The organism is Vibrio harveyi (genome assembly GCF_030060435.1).
Taxonomy (GTDB): domain Bacteria; phylum Pseudomonadota; class Gammaproteobacteria; order Enterobacterales; family Vibrionaceae; genus Vibrio; species Vibrio harveyi.
This window is the reverse complement of sequence record NZ_CP125876.1, coordinates 565,037-584,847: the sequence shown is the minus strand read 5'-3', so window position 1 is coordinate 584,847 and position 19,811 is coordinate 565,037. Positions and strand designations below refer to the sequence as shown.

Annotated in this window: 15 protein-coding genes; 4 read left to right on the top strand and 11 right to left on the bottom strand. The window is 45.3% G+C overall.

The genetic code is table 11. From position 1 onward, the window contains the following. Positions 1-64: 64 nt before the first annotated feature. The 6 genes from QMY49_RS19180 to QMY49_RS19155 form a co-directional block, all read right to left on the bottom strand. Positions 65-790, bottom strand: coding sequence for a Slam-dependent surface lipoprotein (locus tag QMY49_RS19180; protein WP_005450033.1), 726 nt, complete (start codon positions 788-790; stop codon positions 65-67). Between the two features lie 206 nt (positions 791-996). Beyond that, positions 997-2,409: a PKD domain-containing protein gene (locus tag QMY49_RS19175; protein ID WP_283316121.1), complete on the bottom strand. Its 1,413-nt coding sequence runs from the start codon at positions 2,407-2,409 to the stop codon at positions 997-999. A 149-nt stretch (positions 2,410-2,558) separates the two neighbouring features. Next, on the bottom strand, positions 2,559-3,878 hold the full coding sequence (locus tag QMY49_RS19170; RefSeq protein WP_061066087.1) for a PKD domain-containing protein: 1,320 nt from the start codon (positions 3,876-3,878) through the stop codon (positions 2,559-2,561). A 179-nt stretch (positions 3,879-4,057) separates the two neighbouring features. Then, the gene (locus QMY49_RS19165) at positions 4,058-7,186 is read right to left on the bottom strand and encodes a TonB-dependent receptor (protein ID WP_237359322.1); all 3,129 of its coding nucleotides are present in this window, start codon (positions 7,184-7,186) and stop codon (positions 4,058-4,060) included. Between the two features lie 69 nt (positions 7,187-7,255). Then, positions 7,256-8,194, bottom strand: coding sequence for a FecR domain-containing protein (locus QMY49_RS19160; RefSeq protein WP_009703531.1), 939 nt, complete (start codon positions 8,192-8,194; stop codon positions 7,256-7,258). Position 8,195: 1 nt separating this feature from the next. Continuing rightward, the gene (locus tag QMY49_RS19155) at positions 8,196-8,714 is read right to left on the bottom strand and encodes a sigma-70 family RNA polymerase sigma factor (RefSeq protein ID WP_005450041.1); all 519 of its coding nucleotides are present in this window, start codon (positions 8,712-8,714) and stop codon (positions 8,196-8,198) included. 530 nt (positions 8,715-9,244) lie between these two features. Here QMY49_RS19155 and QMY49_RS19150 point away from each other — a divergent pair. After that, complete coding sequence (locus tag QMY49_RS19150; RefSeq protein WP_005450044.1) at positions 9,245-10,924, top strand: flagellar assembly protein A; 1,680 nt, start codon at positions 9,245-9,247, stop codon at positions 10,922-10,924. A gap of 75 nt (positions 10,925-10,999) precedes the next feature. Here the strand turns inward: QMY49_RS19150 and QMY49_RS19145 are convergent, their stop codons facing one another. Then, positions 11,000-11,653, bottom strand: a complete 654-nt coding sequence (locus tag QMY49_RS19145) for a CatB-related O-acetyltransferase (protein ID WP_009702193.1) — start codon at positions 11,651-11,653, stop codon at positions 11,000-11,002. A gap of 92 nt (positions 11,654-11,745) precedes the next feature. Between QMY49_RS19145 and QMY49_RS19140 the strand changes: the two genes are divergently transcribed. Together QMY49_RS19140 and QMY49_RS19135 are read left to right on the top strand one after the other, a co-directional pair. After that, positions 11,746-12,645: a LysR family transcriptional regulator gene (locus QMY49_RS19140; RefSeq protein ID WP_009696518.1), complete on the top strand. Its 900-nt coding sequence runs from the start codon at positions 11,746-11,748 to the stop codon at positions 12,643-12,645. Positions 12,646-12,800: 155 nt separating this feature from the next. Beyond that, positions 12,801-13,340 (top strand): outer membrane beta-barrel protein, encoded by a 540-nt coding sequence (locus QMY49_RS19135; protein WP_005450047.1) that lies wholly within the window; start codon positions 12,801-12,803, stop codon positions 13,338-13,340. 84 nt (positions 13,341-13,424) lie between these two features. Here QMY49_RS19135 and mpaA read toward each other — a convergent pair whose 3' ends face one another. After that, positions 13,425-14,135 (bottom strand): murein tripeptide amidase MpaA, encoded by a 711-nt coding sequence (gene mpaA / locus QMY49_RS19130; protein ID WP_283316114.1) that lies wholly within the window; start codon positions 14,133-14,135, stop codon positions 13,425-13,427. 171 nt (positions 14,136-14,306) lie between these two features. Between mpaA and QMY49_RS19125 the strand changes: the two genes are divergently transcribed. After that, a complete protein-coding gene (locus QMY49_RS19125; protein ID WP_253650050.1) occupies positions 14,307-15,932 on the top strand; it encodes an ABC transporter substrate-binding protein in 1,626 nt (541 codons plus the stop codon). A gap of 62 nt (positions 15,933-15,994) precedes the next feature. Here the strand turns inward: QMY49_RS19125 and QMY49_RS19120 are convergent, their stop codons facing one another. The 3 genes from QMY49_RS19120 to QMY49_RS19110 form a co-directional block, all read right to left on the bottom strand. Then, positions 15,995-16,579 carry a flavodoxin family protein gene (locus QMY49_RS19120; RefSeq protein ID WP_283316108.1) on the bottom strand — a complete coding sequence of 195 codons (585 nt, stop codon included), beginning with the start codon at positions 16,577-16,579 and terminating at the stop codon, positions 15,995-15,997. Between the two features lie 133 nt (positions 16,580-16,712). After that, on the bottom strand, positions 16,713-17,300 hold the full coding sequence (locus QMY49_RS19115) for a mechanosensitive ion channel domain-containing protein (protein WP_283316753.1): 588 nt from the start codon (positions 17,298-17,300) through the stop codon (positions 16,713-16,715). A 391-nt stretch (positions 17,301-17,691) separates the two neighbouring features. Beyond that, complete coding sequence (locus QMY49_RS19110; protein WP_005450056.1) at positions 17,692-19,806, bottom strand: type I secretion system permease/ATPase; 2,115 nt, start codon at positions 19,804-19,806, stop codon at positions 17,692-17,694. Between the last annotated feature and the right edge of the window lie 5 nt (positions 19,807-19,811).

Genomic DNA, 19,811 nt, shown 5'->3' with positions numbered 1-19,811 from the left:
AAATATTCCATATAAAAAGAAGCAGCACGGGCTGCTTCTTGGTTATCACTCATTGAATCGAGAGTTATTTTTTCTCGCCGCCAAAAGCAGTGTCTAGATCGCTATTGTTGGTAAAGGTGGCGATACCAGCCAAGCCAGCTGCATTCGCACCAAAGAAGTGACCTTGAGAAGCGCCATTCGTGGTTGTGCCATTCTGTACAGCTTGAGCAGTACCATTAAATGCTGCGGTTGCTGCATTAATCGTTGCGTCTACACTTACAGTTAGGTTGCTATTGTTGATTGAACCGTCTAGCGTTTTGGCTCCGAAATCAGCGTTAAACGTACCTGAAAGTTTGTTTGCGCCAGAGAACTTGTTAATACCAGTAATGTTGTAGGTCGCCTTGCCGCTGGTTGGTACAGTCGTTCCTGCATCATTACCGACGTAGTAAACGGTACGGTTGTTAAACTCAGAATCTTTCTTACCTTCGTACCATTCTCCAAACCACACATCTTGATTCGCTACTTGGACAAAACTGTAAAAATTGTCTTGAAAATGTTTGCTGCCTGATGTGTGAACACCATTTCGCTCGTCATCAAAAATACCACCAGCTAGACCTTCAAAGTCCACTCGTTTGCCACCTGTTTTACCGATGCCTGCATTGCCTTTAGAGTGAATAAATGGGACCCAAACTTCTGATTCTCCTACTTGACGAAGCGAATCATCACTGATCGCGCCATCAAATCCTGCATGAACAAGTGGGCTTAGACCAATCATTGCTGCTGCAATCCATGAAAGTTGAAGTGGTTTCATTGTCTCTTCCTTTTGTTGATTGAAATAGTTAAAGAAAGAGACCATGCCAGTGCATCCGGTGCGCGCGACAGATGACTAACGCGGTCTCATTTAGTACACCGAAATAGGAGACAAAACCCGTAAATAAGTTTGTGATTTTTTAAATTGTTGGCGAATAGAAAACAAAACGCCCACAACTGTGGGCGTTTTTGATAGCTGCTTGTGTTTTAACGGCTGGTAAATTCAATCGTTGTAGAAATTCTTTCAACCATACTAAAGTCATTAGGACCGTTAAGACTCCAGCTGAAGCCCATTGAGGCTTTTGCCACTTTGCCGTTGGTCGGTGGACTTTGTAGTTGGAAGGTTAAGCTGTCACCAGCGGGGATAACAATAATGACATCGTTATCTTGAAGGTCTTTACTAAAGTAGCTTTGAGAGCCAACTAATATCCTTGGTGTTACATCGTCGCTGCTACTACTAAGCGTATACTTTCCGAGAGTAATGGTGACTGGCTTTCCTACTGCTTCAAAAGTATAGCTATCGAGAGTGTAATAGTTAGGAATAGGACCCGTATCGGATGTTTTATCGATGACGTCATTTTGCTTGTGAGGCAGTCGCAAAGGAGTGGGATCTGAGCCGCGTGTGAGTTTGGTGTGCGGTTGAGATTCAGAAATCGCTCTTACTCTAACTCCCACAGAATGGCTATCTGAAAACTCGCCATCATTTACGGTTAAACTGACGACGTAATCCCCGGAGATATCTGGCGAAAATGAAGTTAGCACAGCATAAGGATCATCGATGACGGCGGATGAGCCGTTTGGTTTTTTAGTGAAGTGCCATTCATAAGTGAGTACATCGCCGTTGGCATCACCACTGGGTGTGCCATTCAATGGGACACTCATGTTATCAAGAACCCAAAACATTGAACCATCTACCTCCGCATGTGGAGGGACATTTTTATAAAAAAAAGAAGCGGTGGTCGTAGCGGAAGCTTCAGAAAAGCCATCGAATGCAGTCACTTTAACCACATAATTGCCCTCCGTATCAGCCTTGATTGAGTTGAAATCATACACAGTCGATTTCGCTATAGAGTAATTGCTGCCTTGTGGGTGGGACAACACTTCCCATGTAAACGACAATTTATCGCCATCAATATCTTGAGGTCTTGTGTTTAGGTTAATTTGCTGAGTTAGGTTACCGGTGTACTTATCTTTGGTAAATTTAATCGTTGGTGGTGTATTTTCGTCTTCCCTGATGACTTCTATCTTTACTTGGTTAGGGCGGCTGTCTGTTTTGCCATCGTTCACCACCAATTCTACAAGGTAAGTGCCCAATAAGTCTGGCTCAAAGCGCGGAGTTCTGGATTCTGGATTAATGAGCTCCGCTTTACTCTTGAAGGGTTTCGATACCATTTTCCAAGAGAAGGCTATTGAGTCTTGATCGTAGTCGACGCTACCCGTGCCATCGAGATGCACCACTTTTTCACTCAGCTTTACATGTTGATTGATCCCAGCTATCGCAATAGGGGGGTGATTGTTAGTCGTTTGGGGTTCAGAGGCATCATTCCCACCGCCACCATTACAACCATTAAGAAGTAATAATAGCAATGGTGTGAGAGTATATTTCGAGCTTAGACTCATCTTAGTTCATCCTAATTGATTAGAAGTGCGGTCCATAACGCGGCGCGGTAAAAGAAAGGCTTTATCTGATACACCGAATGAGATTTGAATATCCGTAAAAAAGCGCGGAGAGACCGCGCTTTTTTATGTGTCATTGTTGTGCAGGACGATCAGTTTGTTTGGAAGTGGTAGCCAAGACCTGCATAAAAGTTTGTTTGATCTTTGATCATAAAACCGTAAGACAATGTAACAGTATTTCCTTGCGTTGGCGCCGACCAAAGCTTAACAACTATTTCATCGCCGACAGGTAGCACGCTACCATCTTCAATGCCGCTTAATTTAACGTCGTGAGTGAGGCTGACTGCGTCCATTGCAAAGATCTGCTGAACCTCATAATCGTGTCCAACGGCTTCAAGAGTTAATGACCCTAGGAGTACGTATTTGGGCGCTTCACCTTTAATTTCTTCATTCAGAGTAACCTCCTCTGCGAACGGCCATTGTTTTTTCTCACCGTTGAAGTGCAATACGAGGTCGCTTGTTCCTGCTTTCGATGCCGTTACTCGAACAAAATCTTTTTCACTGCTTAGAGCACCATCACTTACGGTTAGAGCAAGTGCATAATCACCCTCGACATCGGGGGTGAATGTTGGTTTTGCTGACGTAGCATCCGACAATTCTGCAGTACTTGCCGAAGGCTTGGACACAAATTCCCACTGGTACGTGATACCTGAATCATTGCCATCAATGCTTGCGCTAGCGTCTAAGGTTGCGGTTCCACCCAATTCGAATGTGGTATCTCGTCCTGCCATGGCAACCGGTGCTACGTTATCGGCAGAGTAGTTGATGGTGATCTCTTTAGTTGTCTCTTCTTTACCGTCTGAGACGGTTAGAGTTAGTTTGTATTCACCTGCAACGTTTGCTTTTAGCGTTGCTTGTTTTGTGCTTGCGTTGCTCAACGACATCGTGGTGTTTTTTGGTGCTGAGTTAAGAGCCCATTGGTAGCTGAGCATATCATTATCAGCGTCGTAAGCTTTCGCGTCTAATTTCAGGGTTTGATCAAGCGCTGCCGTGTAGGTTTCCGATGCATAAATAACGGGCGCCACGTTGGTATTTACTTCTGTTGCGGTGATAGTCAGCGATTGTGCGCTACTGTCTTTTTTGCCATCGTTGGTTACCAACTGAACGGTGTAGTCTCCGGCCACGTCTGGTGTGAAGTATGGAGAGACTGCATTAACGTTATTTAACTTGACGTTACTGCCTTGTGGTTTTTTGCTGATAGACCAAGTGTACGTTGCGATACTGGCATCTACACCGTAGCTACCCAGTCCATCTACACGAATTCTGTTTCCGACTTTTGCTGTTTCGTAACCAGAGACAACGGATACAGGCGCTTTATGTGAATCTGCAGTGTTTGAGTCTGAACCACCACCACAAGCGATAAGCGAAGGAATGGTGATAGCAAGAAGCGTCCATTTCATGTTGGGTTTCATTAAATCATCCTAAATATACGGTTCTATAGGCTTGGTGGTGTTTGGGACACCAAGCCTATATTGGGCTTTATGAAGTTTCATCCACTACACCGAATAGCAATTGGAAATCCGTAAAAATAAAATGAAAAAAGAAAACGCCTCGGGTGAGGCGTTTTCTTTTTAAGGGGCGTTCATAAGGTTTAGAAGCGTCCGTTTAACTTGAGTCCTATCGTTCTTCCTGGTGCAGGCATCCCAGATACCGATCCAGCTTCAAGATAATAAACATCGGTGATGTTGCTTCCGATAAGCTCTGCAGATAGGTGTTCGTTAAATGCATATTTAATGTAAGCATCAAATGTTGTTACATCGGTTCGTTTAATTTGTTCATCTTCGTGGCTGCCAGAAACATAGTTGGTGCGTAACCCGCTTTCTAATGCTTGATTAAAGAACCTTGCTCCGACTAATAAGCTACCCGAATACTCTGGTGCCGCTTGTGCTGCCAGATAGCTTGCTGCTGTGAAGCCACCGCGAACACACGTTTCTGTTGATGGTGTGGTTTTATCGACAAGAGCTGGGACGAAGCCTTGAGCTGCAGAGTTTTTGTCACACACCTCATTGCGGAAGTTATAAGCCAATGATGCATCGGCAAAGTACAGTTGGTTATCGAACATACCGTTGATTTCAATACCACTGGTGCGTTGGCTATCCAGATTGGCAAATGAAAAACTGGATCGATCGCGATCCATTACATCATCAATCGTTTGATCAAAGTAAGTGAGCTTTGCACTTGCGTTCTCAAAGTAGTGAATGTACGCGACCTCGAAGAGTTTCGCTCGCTCTGGTTCAAGGGGTACTGATGCTGATGGGTTACCAGAAAATCCACTGGTACTCTCAAATAAGCTTGGGAATCGCAGTGTCTCTGCATATCGAGCATACGCACGGCTGTTTTCGTTGATTAGCCATGTTGTGGTAAGAGATGGCATCCAACCACTGCCGCTGTTCTTGTAGCTGAGGTTACGGTTGTCCTTGCCATCAATTTGTCCTTTGGTTTTACAGCTGCCTTCAACAAAGTTGTCTTTCTTTTGGGCAATCAAACAAGGGTTGTTAGCAAGATCCAGTTCGTTTTTACTGTTGGTTCGCCATTCAACTAGGTGATCCTCAACGAAACTGGTTTTGTTTTTGGCTTCCGTTGTTTTCTCTTCTACCTTTGCAGTTAACAGTGAATCAAAGTTGTTGATCTCATTTTGACGCAGTTTTAACTCTTCACGGTAAGTATCCGCTTGGGTGGGATCGGTGGTGATCAAATGTTGCAAGCGATTGATTTCCCGGTTTATGTTCTTTTTTGTGAACGTTGCACGAACTTCATGCTCAGCATTCGCGACGTTTTGTGCGATTTCTTCTGGGGCGTAAGTTTCAATGGTTTGAAATGCGAGACGATAACCATCTTTCTTGTATTCTTTAAGACCAACATCGTCGCTATTGCCCGTTTTGATGCGATTCTCGATGTAAAAATCGGTGGCTTCATAACTGATATAGCGCACGCCTGCGTTGATAATAAAGGCATCTAGTGGACGCCATTCGATGACCGCGGCTCCGTTATATTCTTCTCTTTCTCCCGAGCGCACAGGACCACCGTAGAAATCAATGAGGTATTCCAAACCTTCTTTTGGGGTCAATTCATGCTTCATGTAGCTGCCGGAAACCGTGACATCCAAGTTATCGAGCAATAGCATTTTGTTCTTAAAATCAAAGCCAAAACGGTTTTCATCACGATTGACAGTCGAGGTGTTGATGATGATATCTGGTGTCTCGCTACGAAAGTTCACAAAATTGGGAAAGCCATAGCCAGTATTGCTTCTGGAATCCGTTAACGTTGTCCATAGGTTAGTACTGAGGTCAATGTAGCGGCTTTCTGGGTTTGCTCGAAACTTGATGCTGTAAGCTTGCATCTTGGCATTCGCTAGCGGCCATTGAGGCAGACCGTCACTGTTTCGATAATCTGAACGACTCGCGAGGATTTCCCCGTGAGTACTCTCTGTGTAGCGCGCGTTCAGCTGTAACTTATAGTAATCGCTAAAATTAATGGTTGTTTTTAATAGGAACGATTCCATCTCAGAGGATGTATTTGGTACTTCGTGCCCAGGGATATGGCTCAATGCAATGTGTTCCGGGTTCAAATATGGGTTTCTGCCCGCAACGATCTCGCTACCGCTACCATCTCTTGATTTGGAGTAGAAACCCGTTTTATTTGTGCCTGAGTAGTAGTTACCACGATTACGATATGCATACGCGCCAAGCCATTCAATTTTTGGTTTTACGCCCGCAATAGCTAGTCGATAAGCTGTATCCTCACCGTTTAGCGGATTGTCATCTTTATCATCTCTAGTTTGAAAGCGTACTTCAGGGTCGTCATATAATGGTACGCCGCCTAACTCATTGTATACTGGGACATCTTGCCACCGTTTACCTGTATGCAAGCGAGCTTTGTTGGGCTTTACTGAGTTGCTGCTGCTTTCCGCCACGAACTCCATACCGAAATTATCACCCTCAGGCACAATGTCTTGTGGCTCCAATGTCGTGACTTGTACTGCGCCCCCTACAGAGGTATTCACGTCCGAACTGATCTGTGCGCCTTTGTAAACTTTCAGGCCACCAATCAAGTTTGGATCAATGTAGTTTCGGTTTGAAGCGCCTCGGTAACCGTTATAAACGGAAATGCCTTGTTCTGTGCCATCTATGACGACAGGGACTCGTCCAAAACCTTGTACACCACGAACATTAGGATCAATGCTTCCACCGCCATTACGAGCCTCACCACTAAAGGTATTTGCCATTCCGGTAAACAGATCGGCGGCGCTTGCGCCTTTGAAGCGTTCTATTTCTTCTTTGCCCATGTAGGCACTGGCAACATCGGCGTCATAGATCGCCATCTCACCATCACTATCGCGATAATAAGCATCTTCAAAACTCGTTCTTACCTGAATTGCGTCGAGTGTCATTTCAGAGGAAGGAGAAAGTTGATAAACACCATCAGCCTGCTTCTCGGCATTCAATCCCGTGTTTGCCAGCAGCAATGTCAATGCTTGTTCGGGGTCATAGTTACCTGTTAATCCAGGACTTTGCAGGTTTTCTGAAAGTGAAGCATTGAGATAAAACTCAACACCAGACTCTACCGCAAACTGGTTTAATACATGGTCAAGATTACCTGGTGGAATATCGTACTGTACTGACTGTTCTGCCCATGCGGCAAAAGGAGTGATGAGAGAGGCTAATCCTAGATTGGCTTGAATCATTATCGCCAATATCTGGCGTCGTTGAGGGAGCGGCACCTTGCTTTCCTTAATCGGTCTACTAACTGCTCTTTACACCGAATGAGATGTCTAAATCCGTAATTTTTTTTATGGTTTTGCTTTCACACTGACCCACATTGGTGTCCGATAGCGGATTTCGATTGGTAATATTTGGCTGATGTTAAAAAGCGTTTTGTCGACGTTTTTTGTCGAGAATACCCCGGTGAGCTTCAAAGAGGACAACTGTGGATCGACTGAGAGAATACCGCGACGGTATCGACTTAGCTCCGTAATAAACTCTGTGAGTGGCATCCCTTGTGCCATGATTTTTTGTTCTAACCATAGGGCGTCGTCACTGAGATTCTTTTGTATGTTCGAGGTTTCACGTTGCGTAAAGTGGGCGTTTTCACCAGCAAGCAAGTGCTGTGCTCCCATACCAAGTAAAGGGTAGAGTGCTACTTCGCCCTCATAAACGGAAACTAGCGTATCGTCGTCTCGTTTTTGTACGGTGAAACGGGTGCCTATTGGTACGACTCGACCTTGCGGAGTAGTGACATGGAAAGGGGTGAGATGGTGAGAACTGGTGACCATAATCTCACCTTCAAGCAGGTGTAAACGTCGTTCTTGCTGGTTAAAGTCGACAAATACGCGGGTGGCGGTGTTCATTGCCATTTGAGTGCCATCAGAAAGCAATATGTCTTTCACCTCACCCGTCGCTGTAGTGTACTCCGCACCATTGGGAAGAGAGGTATGAGTAGACATCATCAAACTTAACGTGCCAAGAGAAAGGCCACCAAGCATCAAGACTTGTCGGCGGTTCAAACCACGCTGTTTTGGAGCAAGCACTTTGCGGCTGATCGGGGAGTTTGGAATACCAGTAAACTTTCTTTGCAGCTCTTCTAACTGCTGCCACGCATAAGCGTTATCAGGGTGGGCGCTTCTCCAGCTATCAAAGGCATCTCTGTCTTGTTGTGTTACGTCATCGGCCCACAAGCGCGCCATCCACAGAGAGGCTTGCTCGATGGATTCACGAGAAACTTGCTCCATGTTATTCGTTCTCACTCAGCATGGTCATCATGCAGCCCTGCAGTGCTTTCGCTACGTATTTCTCGACAGAAGACACTGACACGTCGAGTGCGAGTGCGATTTCTTTATAGCTCTTGCCTTCCAATTGGCGCATCAAAAGTGCTTGGCGAGCTTTAAGAGGTAAACGATGCAGAAGGGCATCAATTTCGACCAGAGCTTGCACAACGACAGCTTGGTCTTCAGGAGAGCCAGCGACTTCTACAGGTTCTTGTTCGATGAGTTCTAGGTAAGCGGCTTCGATTCGACGACGTCGGTAAAGATCAATGACCAAACCTTTTGCGATATGAGTAAGGTATCTTCTCGAATCTTTCGCTTCAGGTAATTTGCCTCGGGTAAGGAGTCTTAAATAAGTGTCTTGAACTAAATCGGCAGTTGCTTCAGGACACCCCAAACGACGTTTAATAAACACAGATAACCAACTGTGGTGCTCTTGGTACATGTTACCGATACGAGCTGCGCTTGCTGAACTGATAGCCGCCATGATTTGATACTCCTTCCCTAACCAACAGTAATGATAATAATTATCATTACGACAGTTGGCGGAATATAACAGAAAAATAAATAGGTTCCAGAGGAAAAATTTATAAAAATCATTAATGATAAGACTATCGTCACTAAATCAATGACTTTAAAAGTAAAAAAAGATGTGAATAAACCAGGGTGTTGCCAGCGCGACAGGTAGAAGAAAACGACCGTATACAAGATTTTCTGAGCTATATAAGAAACATTCTATTGTCGAAGTTGATTCGGTATTGATAAAACTCTTTTCGTTATTTTCTTTGCTTGAAAACGGCTGGAGGTAAATCAATTTTACGACCTTTTCTAAACCAAATTGCATTTTGTCTAAGATGGCTTTGTTGAAATGAGTTTTATGCTCAATGCTTTATATACCTGAGTTTTTAGCCTGTTAATGCTTTAGTGATGTGAGCCTGATTCTTAGAATTGAGAGGTTTGTTCAGAAAATGATTTTGGTTAGACTGAAGGTGGTGATGGGTAGCAGATGGATTGGTTATGTGGAAGATATGCCTGGAGTGGTCAGAAGATAAAACAAAGGTTTTTGCCCGCTTACCGGGAGATGTGGATCTCGGAGGTGAGCTAAATCAAAAGGAATTGCCTGAGCAGCTTCAGATGATGGAAGCTGACAAAGCGTTTGTCGATGAAACTGAGGTGGTGCGATTCATTAATTGCGCGCGTGAACGTAAATCAGAAGCCTATGAAGGGATCGTGATTGCACAGATCAAAAACGCTCAGGTGGAAGTTGAACTCTCCAACAATGACATGCTTGCCAGCATGAATGTGACGGGCGCTTATGGCGGACGAGGACTAAGAGGTCCTGAAATTGTTCAAGCACTCGCGCATGCTCGTGTTTCCAAAGGCATCAATAAACTTGCGTTGAAAAAAGTGTTGGTTGTCAGTACACAGCTAAAACCCGGAGAAACCTTCACCCAAGCTGTTGCGGTTGGCAAGCAACCTGTTAAAGGTAAAGACGCTATCTTCACGCCACTTGTTAAAGACATCACCAAGCGCATCCTTAAGCCGAAAGAAGGTCAATCCTCTAGTGACAAAATCGATCTACGCAATTTAGGTGAAACCATCGCTGTCGATATTGGGGATGAAGTGATGCGCCGTACTCCGGCGACCAGAGGCATCCCGGGCTTCACCGTTCAAGGGCGCGTTATTCCGCCACAAGCGGGCAAAGACAGTCCAATTAAACCCGGTAAAGGCACTGAAATCAGCAAGTCCGATCCAAACCTCCTGCTTGCATCTGTTTCAGGCACACCACTGATCAAAGAAAAAACCATCGAAGTCGACAATGCACTTTGCCTCAATAGTGTCGGAGTAAACACCGGTCACGTGAAATTTAAAGGTAACGTCATCATTGGCGGGAACATCGAATCGGGCATGATAGTGAAAGCGACGGGCTCAATCACAGTGGGTGGTTTTATTGAATCTGCCGATGTACAAGCTGAAGGGGATATTCAAGTTGCTAAGGGCATCATTGGTCATACAGTGAGCGATGGTCAGCCAAAAAGCTGCCATGTGCGCACCAAAACATCGATTCGTGCCAGTTATGCCCAATATTGTGAATTGCAATCTGGTGAAGACATAGAACTTGCTGTCCATAGCATGAACAATGACATTGTTTGTGGGCGCAATTTAATCGTGCTTGATGCCAGTGGCAAGAACGGCACTTTAAGTGGCGGTGATGCAAAAGTGGGCAGTAAGGTTTCCTGTTCGCAATTGGGTGTAGAGGGAGATACGGCGACCAAGGTTGAAGCCTTTGCAAATTATTCTGTCTTTAAGGAACGTATTGCAAATCTAAAAGACGAGTATAAATCCGCGCAAGAAGGCACCATGGACGTTATCCGAAAGGAACTTGAGTTTAAGAAACGCCCTAAAGCAGAGCGCACAGATGAAGAGCAAGCGCAGATAGAAGTATTGAAGGCGCAAAACAACACTCGTTTGGAAGACGTAAAGCAGAAGCTTGAGCAAACTGAACAAGATTTCGAAGTCGCATTAGCAGAGAATATTGTTGAAGCAACTGACCGAGTCTTTACTCGGGTGACGGTTCAATTTGGTGATGAGCAAGTCACCACCAAACGTACCCATGGCGGCTGTGTATTTAGCTTTAATCAATACGAGATTAAAGTCTCTGCAACCTTGGAAGAAGAAGATCTGGCTGCTGTTTAACTTTAGGAACGAAAGCCCATTTATCTGGGCTTTCGCTTCATTTTGCCTTAACAAATCAGACCCAATGCTAAGTCGTTAAGCGATGTGTTCACGGTAGTAGTCACCTAATGCGAAGACGTCACCACTGCACATGATTTTCATCGCTTGTTTGATGTGCTCAATTGACCAATCCCACCACTGAATCTCTAGTAGCATCGATACCGCCTCTTCATCAAAGCGCAGGCGAACCACATGATTATTACCAACCACAATGGAATACGGTTCGACATTTTTAGTGATCACTGAACGCGCACCAATCACTGCACCATCACCGATTGTCACGCCCGGCATTATCATGGCTTCACTACCAATCCAGACATCGTTGCCAATAATGGTATCGCCGGCACGCTCAAAGCCGCTTTGTACCCCATTGCCAAACTCTTCTGGGGAAAAGGGAAAGGTGGAAATCCAATCAATACGATGTCCCTGATTACCCGCCATCATAAAAGTCGCACCAGAGGCAATCGAACAAAATTTACCAATGATCAGTTTATCGACTTCGCCATATGCGCCGTTTTGCCATTCGTGTTGTGTCACACTGTCGCCCATCAAATAACGAACAGCCTGATCTTCGAAAGTTTTGCCATGGTAAAAGCCGGAGTAGTAGCTGTATTCACCCACTTCAATGTTTGGGTTGGTGACATGTTCTTTAATGATTTGCCCTTTCAGCCAAGTATCGAAAGCGTTCATCTGTATTCTCCATGCAAAAATTTAAGTTGTGCGCAGTGTAGAGCCTTTCTATTATTTCCAGTAGATTGATTTTAGAGATTCATAATTACTATATGGAAATAAACTGGCTCAGTTACGTACCGATTTACATTGCACTGTGCGAAGAGAAAAGTATTGCTGGTGCGGCTAAAAAGCTGCGCTGTTCCAATGCTCATGTGAGTCGTCAACTTAGGCAGTTGGAGGCGATACTTTCTGTTCAGCTTATCCAACGCACCACGCGACAATTTAACCTTACTTATGATGGACAGCGTTTCTACCACCAAGTGAAAGGCTTAATGGAAAATGTGGAACAGATTAATGAACAAGTGATGGAGACCGATAAGGTTGCTGGGCATTTACGTATTGCTGCTTCTGCCTCATTTGGTGCGGAGTTACTCAACCCTTCATTAATTGCATTTCGTCAGCAGTTCCCCGACGTTACGTTTGAGGTGATTTTCACTGAGACACCGCTCGATTTGATTGAGTCTGGGTTTGATCTTGCGTTCTTTTTTACCGACTCACCCCCTGAAGGGTATGTCGGACACCATCTGCGTTCTTTACACTGTAAACCATTCGCGAGCAAAGCGTATCTAGCGACAAAACCATCACCAAACACACCAGAAGATTTGCATCTTTTAGAGCACATTACCTATCGCAATGCTGAATTGAATCTGGATACATGGCACTTTCATCATCAGCAAACTCAACAAGACATTAAGGTCACGTTATCCAGCGTGTTGTGCTTTAATCTTGTCCAATCGATGCTTGATGCGACAGTAGCTGGTTGCGGTGTCGCGATGTTGGATGAGTTTGCACTAGAAAAACTGAGTCCCCAAGAGCGAGCGCAACTTGTCACTTTACTCCCCGATTGGCGCACTAAAGCGATACTTCCACTCTACCTGCTTTACCCTAAACGTGAACATCTACCGAAACGAACACGAGCATTTATTGATTTTTTTAAAAACAATAGATGATTCGGTGGTTTTTTGTTCAATAACAACATGTTGTGGTAACAATAAGTGAGTTTAGTTGAAGGGAGCAACTTGTTGCCTATAATTCGCACCCCTTAAATATCACGTTTTGTGAATATCGTTTCAGTGCATCGCACGCATATTTGGGTTTTTATTATATGACACGTTCAATTGTTGCTCTTTCGTTAGCTACTATTTTTACTTCAACTTTTGTTTCTGCAGAAACAATTGAAGGCTCCTCATACGACCGCTCTGGTTTTGGTGTAAATATTGGCTACGCAATGACTTCCCTTGATAATGTTACAGCGGCGACGGAAAGCGGTGTATCTTTCGGTGTTTCGTACACTTTTAACAATGGTCTTGTGATCGCTGGTTCTTATGTTCCAACCATCGTTGAAGACAGTGCATCAATCGGCTATCTAGGTGCGCATGTAGAGGCTTCGCAAGCAAACCTTATGGTTGGTTATGAGAGCATGAGCGGTTGGCGTATTTTGGGTGGTCTAGCTGCTACTGATACGGAAGCGACAGTGTACAACGCATACACATCAGTTAGTGACTCAGACTCTTCGACTGGTTTCGCTGTGCAAGGCGGTTACGTGTTCCAAAATGGAATTACGTTGGATGCTCAAATCTCAGTTGTAGATTTTGCTGGTATCGATGCAACAACTTCTAACCTTCTAGTTGGCTACAAGTTCTAATTCTTATAGGGGACATGCATTTTGTGTCCCCAGTTCCCCCTCTATTATTCGTATGCAACAGCAAACTGACGTCTTGATGAGAAATTAAAAGTCTGGTTGGTGCTGCAGTAGAGCGATAAATGCGTCTAGGTGCTGTTCAATTGTCAGATCAGCAGAGATCGCGGGTAGTTCAACCGTAATGCATGGCAATGCGCGCTCGTTACACCAAGTTCCGAATGATCCCGGAGTTTCGTAATCTACGTCATCGACGAGTGGTAGCTTGAACAGCTCTCCAAGCCACTTCGCCAGCACTGAATGGGCTGGATCATCAACAAACGCAAGGGGCTCATGAAAAGAGACCACGAACTTTGGATTGCGTTTCTCAATCAGGTTAATTAATGCGTCGACTTCGGGTTCAAGCGTTTTTTTGCTGCCTGTTTTGACTTTGACATCCCTCACGAGTGTGTGTGAACTCCAACGATAGACGGTGCCGCGTTCTGTCCAATTTTGTGTGGGGAAAGCACGGTTTAAGTCGACTTGATTGGCGTTTGCTCGTGTACCCAACTGGTTGGCGTCTGGGTTCATCGATAAAACAACGTCATGCTTTAAATCTTCAGCGGGCAAACTTCTCAGCGCGCAAGATAGCCCTGCGATAGACGCTGTCTCATCACCGTGTGTGCCTGCTAAAATCAAACCTCGGGAGTTACTTTCTACTTGCGCAGGGAAGTACAGCAATGGCGCGCCCAACACCGATTTTCCATATGATATCGGCGAAATTAAAAAAGCCGCTCTTTCCGTTCTTGGAATTAGACTCACCGTAATCTCCTGATTGTTCGATTAGTATTTGGATATCACTCAAGTTATGGTTGCTGAAACTAGCACTTTGAGATTACTTGGGTATAAACCGAACACTTAAAGTTCGTCAATGCTTGTATTATCAATTGTGGTACTTGCTTCAAAAGACGTGTTAGGAGAACGAAGAACGATATGGATTTTAAAAAGCACTCTACAGCGTTAGTGATTTCCTCTTTATTGACCCCATTTTTGTCCGCAGCTGCGTTCGCAGACTCTCTACCTGATGGCGTGCAATTGGCATCTGAACAACATTTAGTGCGTGCAAACGATGCCGAAGCAGCGACACTAGATCCGGCAAAGGCTGAAGGCTTACCCGAGATGCACATCATTCGCGATTTGTTCGAAGGCTTAGTCATCCAAGATCGTGATGGCAACATCGTTCCCGGCGTTGCAGAATCTTGGCAAACGGAAGATAACCAAACTTTTGTGTTCCATCTGCGTAAAGATGCGAAATGGTCGAATGGCGATCCTGTGACAGCGGATGACTTTGTTTATTCGCTGCGCCGAGCTGTGGATCCTAAAACGGCATCACCGAATGTTTGGTATCTCAAACTCACCAAGATCAAAAACATTGCTGATGTTGCGGAAGGTAAGAAGCCGCTGGATAATCTCGGTATTACCGCTGTCGATAAACATACGCTACGTTTCGAGCTGGATAGCAAGGTGCCTTATTTTGTCGCAATGACCGGGCATACCTCCATGATGCCAGTGCACAAAGCGACGGTTGAGAGCAGCAATAAACCGTGGAGTGATCCTAAGCAGTTTGTTGGCAATGGTGCATTCGTGCTAGACAAGTGGGTGGTGAATGAGCGTATTGAACTGAAGAAGAACCCAAACTACTGGGATAGCGCAGACGCTCACCTCACTCAGGTGACCTATATTCCGTTTGAAAACCAAAATGCCTCGATCAATCGCTATGCCGTGGGCGAGGTTGATATTACTTCAGATGTACCTACACACATGGCGCAAAAGCTGAAGAAAGAATACGCACAAGCTTACACCGCGGTGCCTCTGCTTTGTACTTACTATTATGCGTTTAATACCACTCGTCCTCCGTTTGATGATGAGCGAGTTCGTAAAGCTGTTTCTTACTCCATCATGCGTGATGTGATCACCGATGGTGTGACTCAAGTGGGTAACTTGCCTGCATACACATTTGCTCATCAATACACGGCGGGCTTTGACGCAACTCAGCCAGAATATAGCGCATGGACACAGAAACAGCGTGATGCAAAGGCGCGTGAACTGTTGAAAGAAGCAGGGTACGGAAGCGGTAAGCCTTTGGATTTCAAATTGCTGTACAACACCAGCGAGTCCAACAAAGCCATTGCAGTGGCAATTGCTTCTATGTTGAAGAACAATTTGGGAGCCAAGGTTGAGCTAGAAAACCAAGAGTGGAAATCTTACCTGGTCGCACGTAAGCAAGGGGATTTTGATGTCATGCGTGCCTCGTGGTGCGGAGACTACAACGAAGCGTCCACTTTCTTGAGTCTGTTGCGCTCAGGCTCGTCAGGTAACTTTGCTCGCTACAGCAGTGAAGCTTATGACAGCACAATGAACAGTGCATTGGCTGCCACCGATGAAACAGCACGCCAAGGTTTCTATGACCAAGCAGAGCAACTATTAGCTACGGATATGCCAATCGCGCCAATTTACTATTACATGCAAGCGCGTTTGGTTCGCCCTACGGTGGGTGGTTTTGCCAAAAACAACGTAGAAGGTCGTATTTACTCGAAAGACCTCTATATCAAGAAATAGCACCTAACCAACCAGTACTAAAATCTAGCCCCGAAGAGGTGTCTTGCGGGGCTTCTTTTCTCTTAGCGGGTGGAGAGCTTGTTGACTAGCATTGCGACTCGTTTGCCAAGATATTCGGCTGTCGCGAGATCAGAAGGAGGTAACTGACCATCTTCACCACCTTGAGCAACAATGCCACCTTGCACACCGTAGCGATTAAGGTTTTGCTCACCAGAATTGCTGATCTTGTCCAAGCCGACCCACATCATGCCGTGTTGGTTAGCGAGCGTTTGTAGGTATTGCAATGTGCAAGATTGGTCACCATTCATAGCCCCACCACTGGTAAAGCCGGCTGCGATTTTCCCTGCCCATTTTTGGTAACACCAAGATTCACTGCTTGCATCGGCAAATGCTTTAAACTGCGCAGCCACACTGCCCATGTAGGTTGGAGAGCCAAAGATAATCGCATCACACTCAGCAAGTTCATCCATTAGGTTAGGGTTCACAAAACGCCCCTCAATAATCTCACTGCCTTGAATACGATGAGAGAGAATTTCAAATCCACCTTGCTGTTCAATGCCCTGTTGTTCAGCGCCAGCGGCAATTGCGCGAGCAAGCTGACCTGTTACGTCGGTTTTAGAGAAATAAATAATCGCAATTTTAGTCACAATGGTTCCTTTTTCATTGTTGATCTTGAATCGTGCGAATAAGGCTAAAACCTCAAGCATGGTTGAGGTCAAGAAGGTGTTTAAAAACCGAGGAAACAAAAAGCCGATGTTGAAACATCGGCTTTTTAGTGGGCTATTTCTTTCTGCGGGTATAAATGCGTGAGGTGGTTTTTGGCTCCTCAACCTTGGCTTTCTCTTTCGCCAGTTTGAGTACCGCTTTTTGGAGCATCAAGTTGTTCGGGTAAGTGATTAGGTTGCCGTTGTCGTGCTTGATCAACACATGGAACATACGGATTTCCTGAATCTCACCGCTAATGTCTTCGTCTTTGTCCACGACTTTAATTCGGTTACCGACACGATATGGGAAGACAAAGAAGATCAGAAAGCTTGCCGTGATGTTACTAAGAATCGACCATTGAGCGATGAAAGCCACCCCCAATACCGCGAAGATGGACGATAGGAATAGCGACACATCGCCATAACCAATACCGGTCACGATGGCGAATAGCGAAGCAAACAGGAACAAAAATGCGACGTTGAAGCAACGTTGAATAAAGCTCAAGCGTGCTTTGTTTACGCCTTTAGCTTCTGCCAAATTCAGAATCGCGCGGTTGGCGATCTTCTTTAGCAAGCGATAAGCGATCACAATGATGACGCCCATCAACACTTTATAACCGATAGAGCCCGCCGTGAAATACTGACTGATTTGCTCTAAATGCATCCAATGATTCATTTCTTCAACTCGAGAATATTAAGAAGGCGCGTGTTATAGCCGATTTTGGCTTGCAAGTAATTAACTATTTTCACTGCGGAATGAGATTTATGTTGAACAAATTTTGACCTTTATCCCAGTTCCGGATTGAGACGTAATGAACCTTGCTCTTTGTTGTGTTCGCTGCTGCTAATCTAGACAAGTTGATTGCGCTATGGAAAGTGGAGGGATGTGTGGAAGAAGATGAAAGGGCTATCATGGGACTTGTCGCCATTGTTGGCTTTGTGTTGGTTTGGATACTTCTCGAAGAGTTTGGCTATTTTGGTTTACTCACCTTCAATAAATAAGCCCCGCGAAACACTCAGTTCAACGGGGCTTTGTTTTTTTGTGCGGTTTAGTGCTAGCTGACGGCGCGAACCTTACCTTGCTTCAAGTCGTTAAGCACTTGCGCCTTCGGACCATCTGCAATCACACTGCCTTTTTCCATGACTATCACGCGATCAACAATGTCGAGCATTGAGGTTTTGTGTGTAATCAAAATCAGCGTCTCACTTGGTTTTAACTGCGCTAACTGATGTTTGATGTGCATTTCCGAACGGTTATCCATTGCACTGGTTGGCTCATCCATCAATAGCACAGGTGGGCGACCTAAAAACGCTCGCGCAATGGTTACCGCTTGACGCTGACCACCTGAAAGCATCGCACCGCCTTCACCGACCTGACGCTCAAGACCCGCTGGGTCAGATTGAGTAAAGGCTGTGACGCCCGCTCGGTTTGCTGCATCTAATACATCGCGATCATCGGTTAGTGGACGACCGAGTGTAATGTTGTCGCGAATCGAGCCGAAGAACAGATTCGAATCTTGCGGTACGCAGCCGATATTGCGTCGTACGTCCACGTGATGAAGCTGTTCAATATCGGTGTCATCAATACGCACATGACCTTCTGTTGGCTTGTACAGACCCATTATCAAGCGTTCTAGCGTGGTTTTACCCGAACCAATACGACCGATGATCGCCACTTTCTCACCTGGATTGATGGTTAGGCTCAAATCACGAATCGATGCTACTGGTGCATCTGGGTAATGGAAGGTTACTCGGTCAATTTCAATCTTACCTTGCACGATAGGGCGGTGAATGTAGCGTTTACCTTCCTCTTGCTCGTCTGGCATTTCCATCACTTGATTAATGATGGTCATCGAAGACTTCGCTTGGTTGTATCGGGTTGAAAGCAAAGAAAGCTGAACCATAGGACCAATCGCTCGACCACTTAGCATGGTTGCAGCAATCAAACCACCCATAGTGAGGTCCCCATTCGCAATTAAGTACACGCCTAAAATGATCATGCCGACGTTACTACTTTGCTGCACAAAACCTGCTGCATTTTGAATACTGTCGGTGATACGACGGCTCTTGATGTTCCAGTTTGCCATGTGTGCAACGGCTTCTTCCCAGCGGTATTGGAATTGGCTTTGTGCACTCAGCATTTTCACCGTTTCTAAGCCAGATAAGCTCTCAATCAAGTTAGCGTATTTCTGTGAAGCAAGACGTGAACCTTCTTCAATCGAGCGGCGCAATGGACCTTGGATCAACGCGGAGTGAATCATCAGAATCACCACGCCCACCATAGGCACGAACACTAAGTCGCCAGCCATTAACCAGATGATAATCAGGAAGAGAATCGCGAAAGGTAAGTCAATCAACGCACTTACCGTGGCAGAGGTAAAGAATTCACGAATGGATTCAAACTCTTGCAAGTGGCGAGCAAACGCACCCACAGAAGGCGGCTTGGATTCCATACGGATGCCCATCACCTTGCTAAACAGCTTAGAGGAAATCAGGATGTCGGATTTCTTACCTGCAACGTCGATGAAGTAGTTACGCAGTGATTTGAGCAAGAAATCAAACAAGAACACCACAAAGATACCGCTTGCCAACACCCATAGCGTCTCAAACGCGAGGTTTGGTACTACTTTGTCATACACCAAGCGAGTGAACATTGGTGCAGCGATAGCAAAGATGTTGATAAGGAGAGAAGCGATAAGCACATCGCGGTAGATGCGTTTAGATTGCCACAAGGTTGACCAGAACCAGTGACCTTCTTTGGTTTTGAGCACTTCGGGAGAGCGCTCGTCATAACGGAATTGCTTTTTAACTAAAAAATAGCGACCAGTGTACTGCTCAAGTAGGTCTTCTAGAGGAATGGAGATAGGCACCATTCCGCTTTCTAGGGTGGTGATTTCAGCTTCTTGCTTCTCAACGTTAATGCTATTGAGAACGCAAGAATCACCACCTTTAAGAAGTAAGATAGCCGGCAGAATTAGGCTAGAGATCTTGTCTAAATCTGCACGGTTTTCCTTGGCAACCAATCCGGCCCTTTCCGCCGCTCTTGGTAGCAGAAACGGGGTAAGCTTGCCATCAGAGAGCGGAAGACCGTTAATCAGGGCTTCCGGTGAGTTGGCTAGTCCGTAGTATCGGCTAACGTAAATGAGCGAGTTCAGTAAAGGGTCTTTCATCCTTG

What these genes read in the sequence shown, in the direction of transcription:
- QMY49_RS19150 (WP_005450044.1), top strand. Translation starts at nt 9,245, where the DNA reads ATGTGGAAGATATGCCTGGAGTGGTCAGAAGATAAAACAAAGGTTTTT.
- QMY49_RS19135 (WP_005450047.1), top strand. Translation starts at nt 12,801, where the DNA reads ATGACACGTTCAATTGTTGCTCTTTCGTTAGCTACTATTTTTACTTCA.
- QMY49_RS19170 (WP_061066087.1), bottom strand. Translation starts at nt 3,878, where the DNA reads ATGAAACCCAACATGAAATGGACGCTTCTTGCTATCACCATTCCTTCG.
- QMY49_RS19145 (WP_009702193.1), bottom strand. Translation starts at nt 11,653, where the DNA reads ATGAACGCTTTCGATACTTGGCTGAAAGGGCAAATCATTAAAGAACAT.
- QMY49_RS19180 (WP_005450033.1), bottom strand. Translation starts at nt 790, where the DNA reads ATGAAACCACTTCAACTTTCATGGATTGCAGCAGCAATGATTGGTCTA.
- QMY49_RS19160 (WP_009703531.1), bottom strand. Translation starts at nt 8,194, where the DNA reads ATGGAGCAAGTTTCTCGTGAATCCATCGAGCAAGCCTCTCTGTGGATG.
- QMY49_RS19155 (WP_005450041.1), bottom strand. Translation starts at nt 8,714, where the DNA reads ATGGCGGCTATCAGTTCAGCAAGCGCAGCTCGTATCGGTAACATGTAC.
- QMY49_RS19175 (WP_283316121.1), bottom strand. Translation starts at nt 2,409, where the DNA reads ATGAGTCTAAGCTCGAAATATACTCTCACACCATTGCTATTATTACTT.
- QMY49_RS19115 (WP_283316753.1), bottom strand. Translation starts at nt 17,300, where the DNA reads ATGCATTTAGAGCAAATCAGTCAGTATTTCACGGCGGGCTCTATCGGT.
- QMY49_RS19140 (WP_009696518.1), top strand. Translation starts at nt 11,746, where the DNA reads ATGGAAATAAACTGGCTCAGTTACGTACCGATTTACATTGCACTGTGC.
- QMY49_RS19125 (WP_253650050.1), top strand. Translation starts at nt 14,307, where the DNA reads ATGGATTTTAAAAAGCACTCTACAGCGTTAGTGATTTCCTCTTTATTG.
- QMY49_RS19110 (WP_005450056.1), bottom strand. Translation starts at nt 19,806, where the DNA reads ATGAAAGACCCTTTACTGAACTCGCTCATTTACGTTAGCCGATACTAC.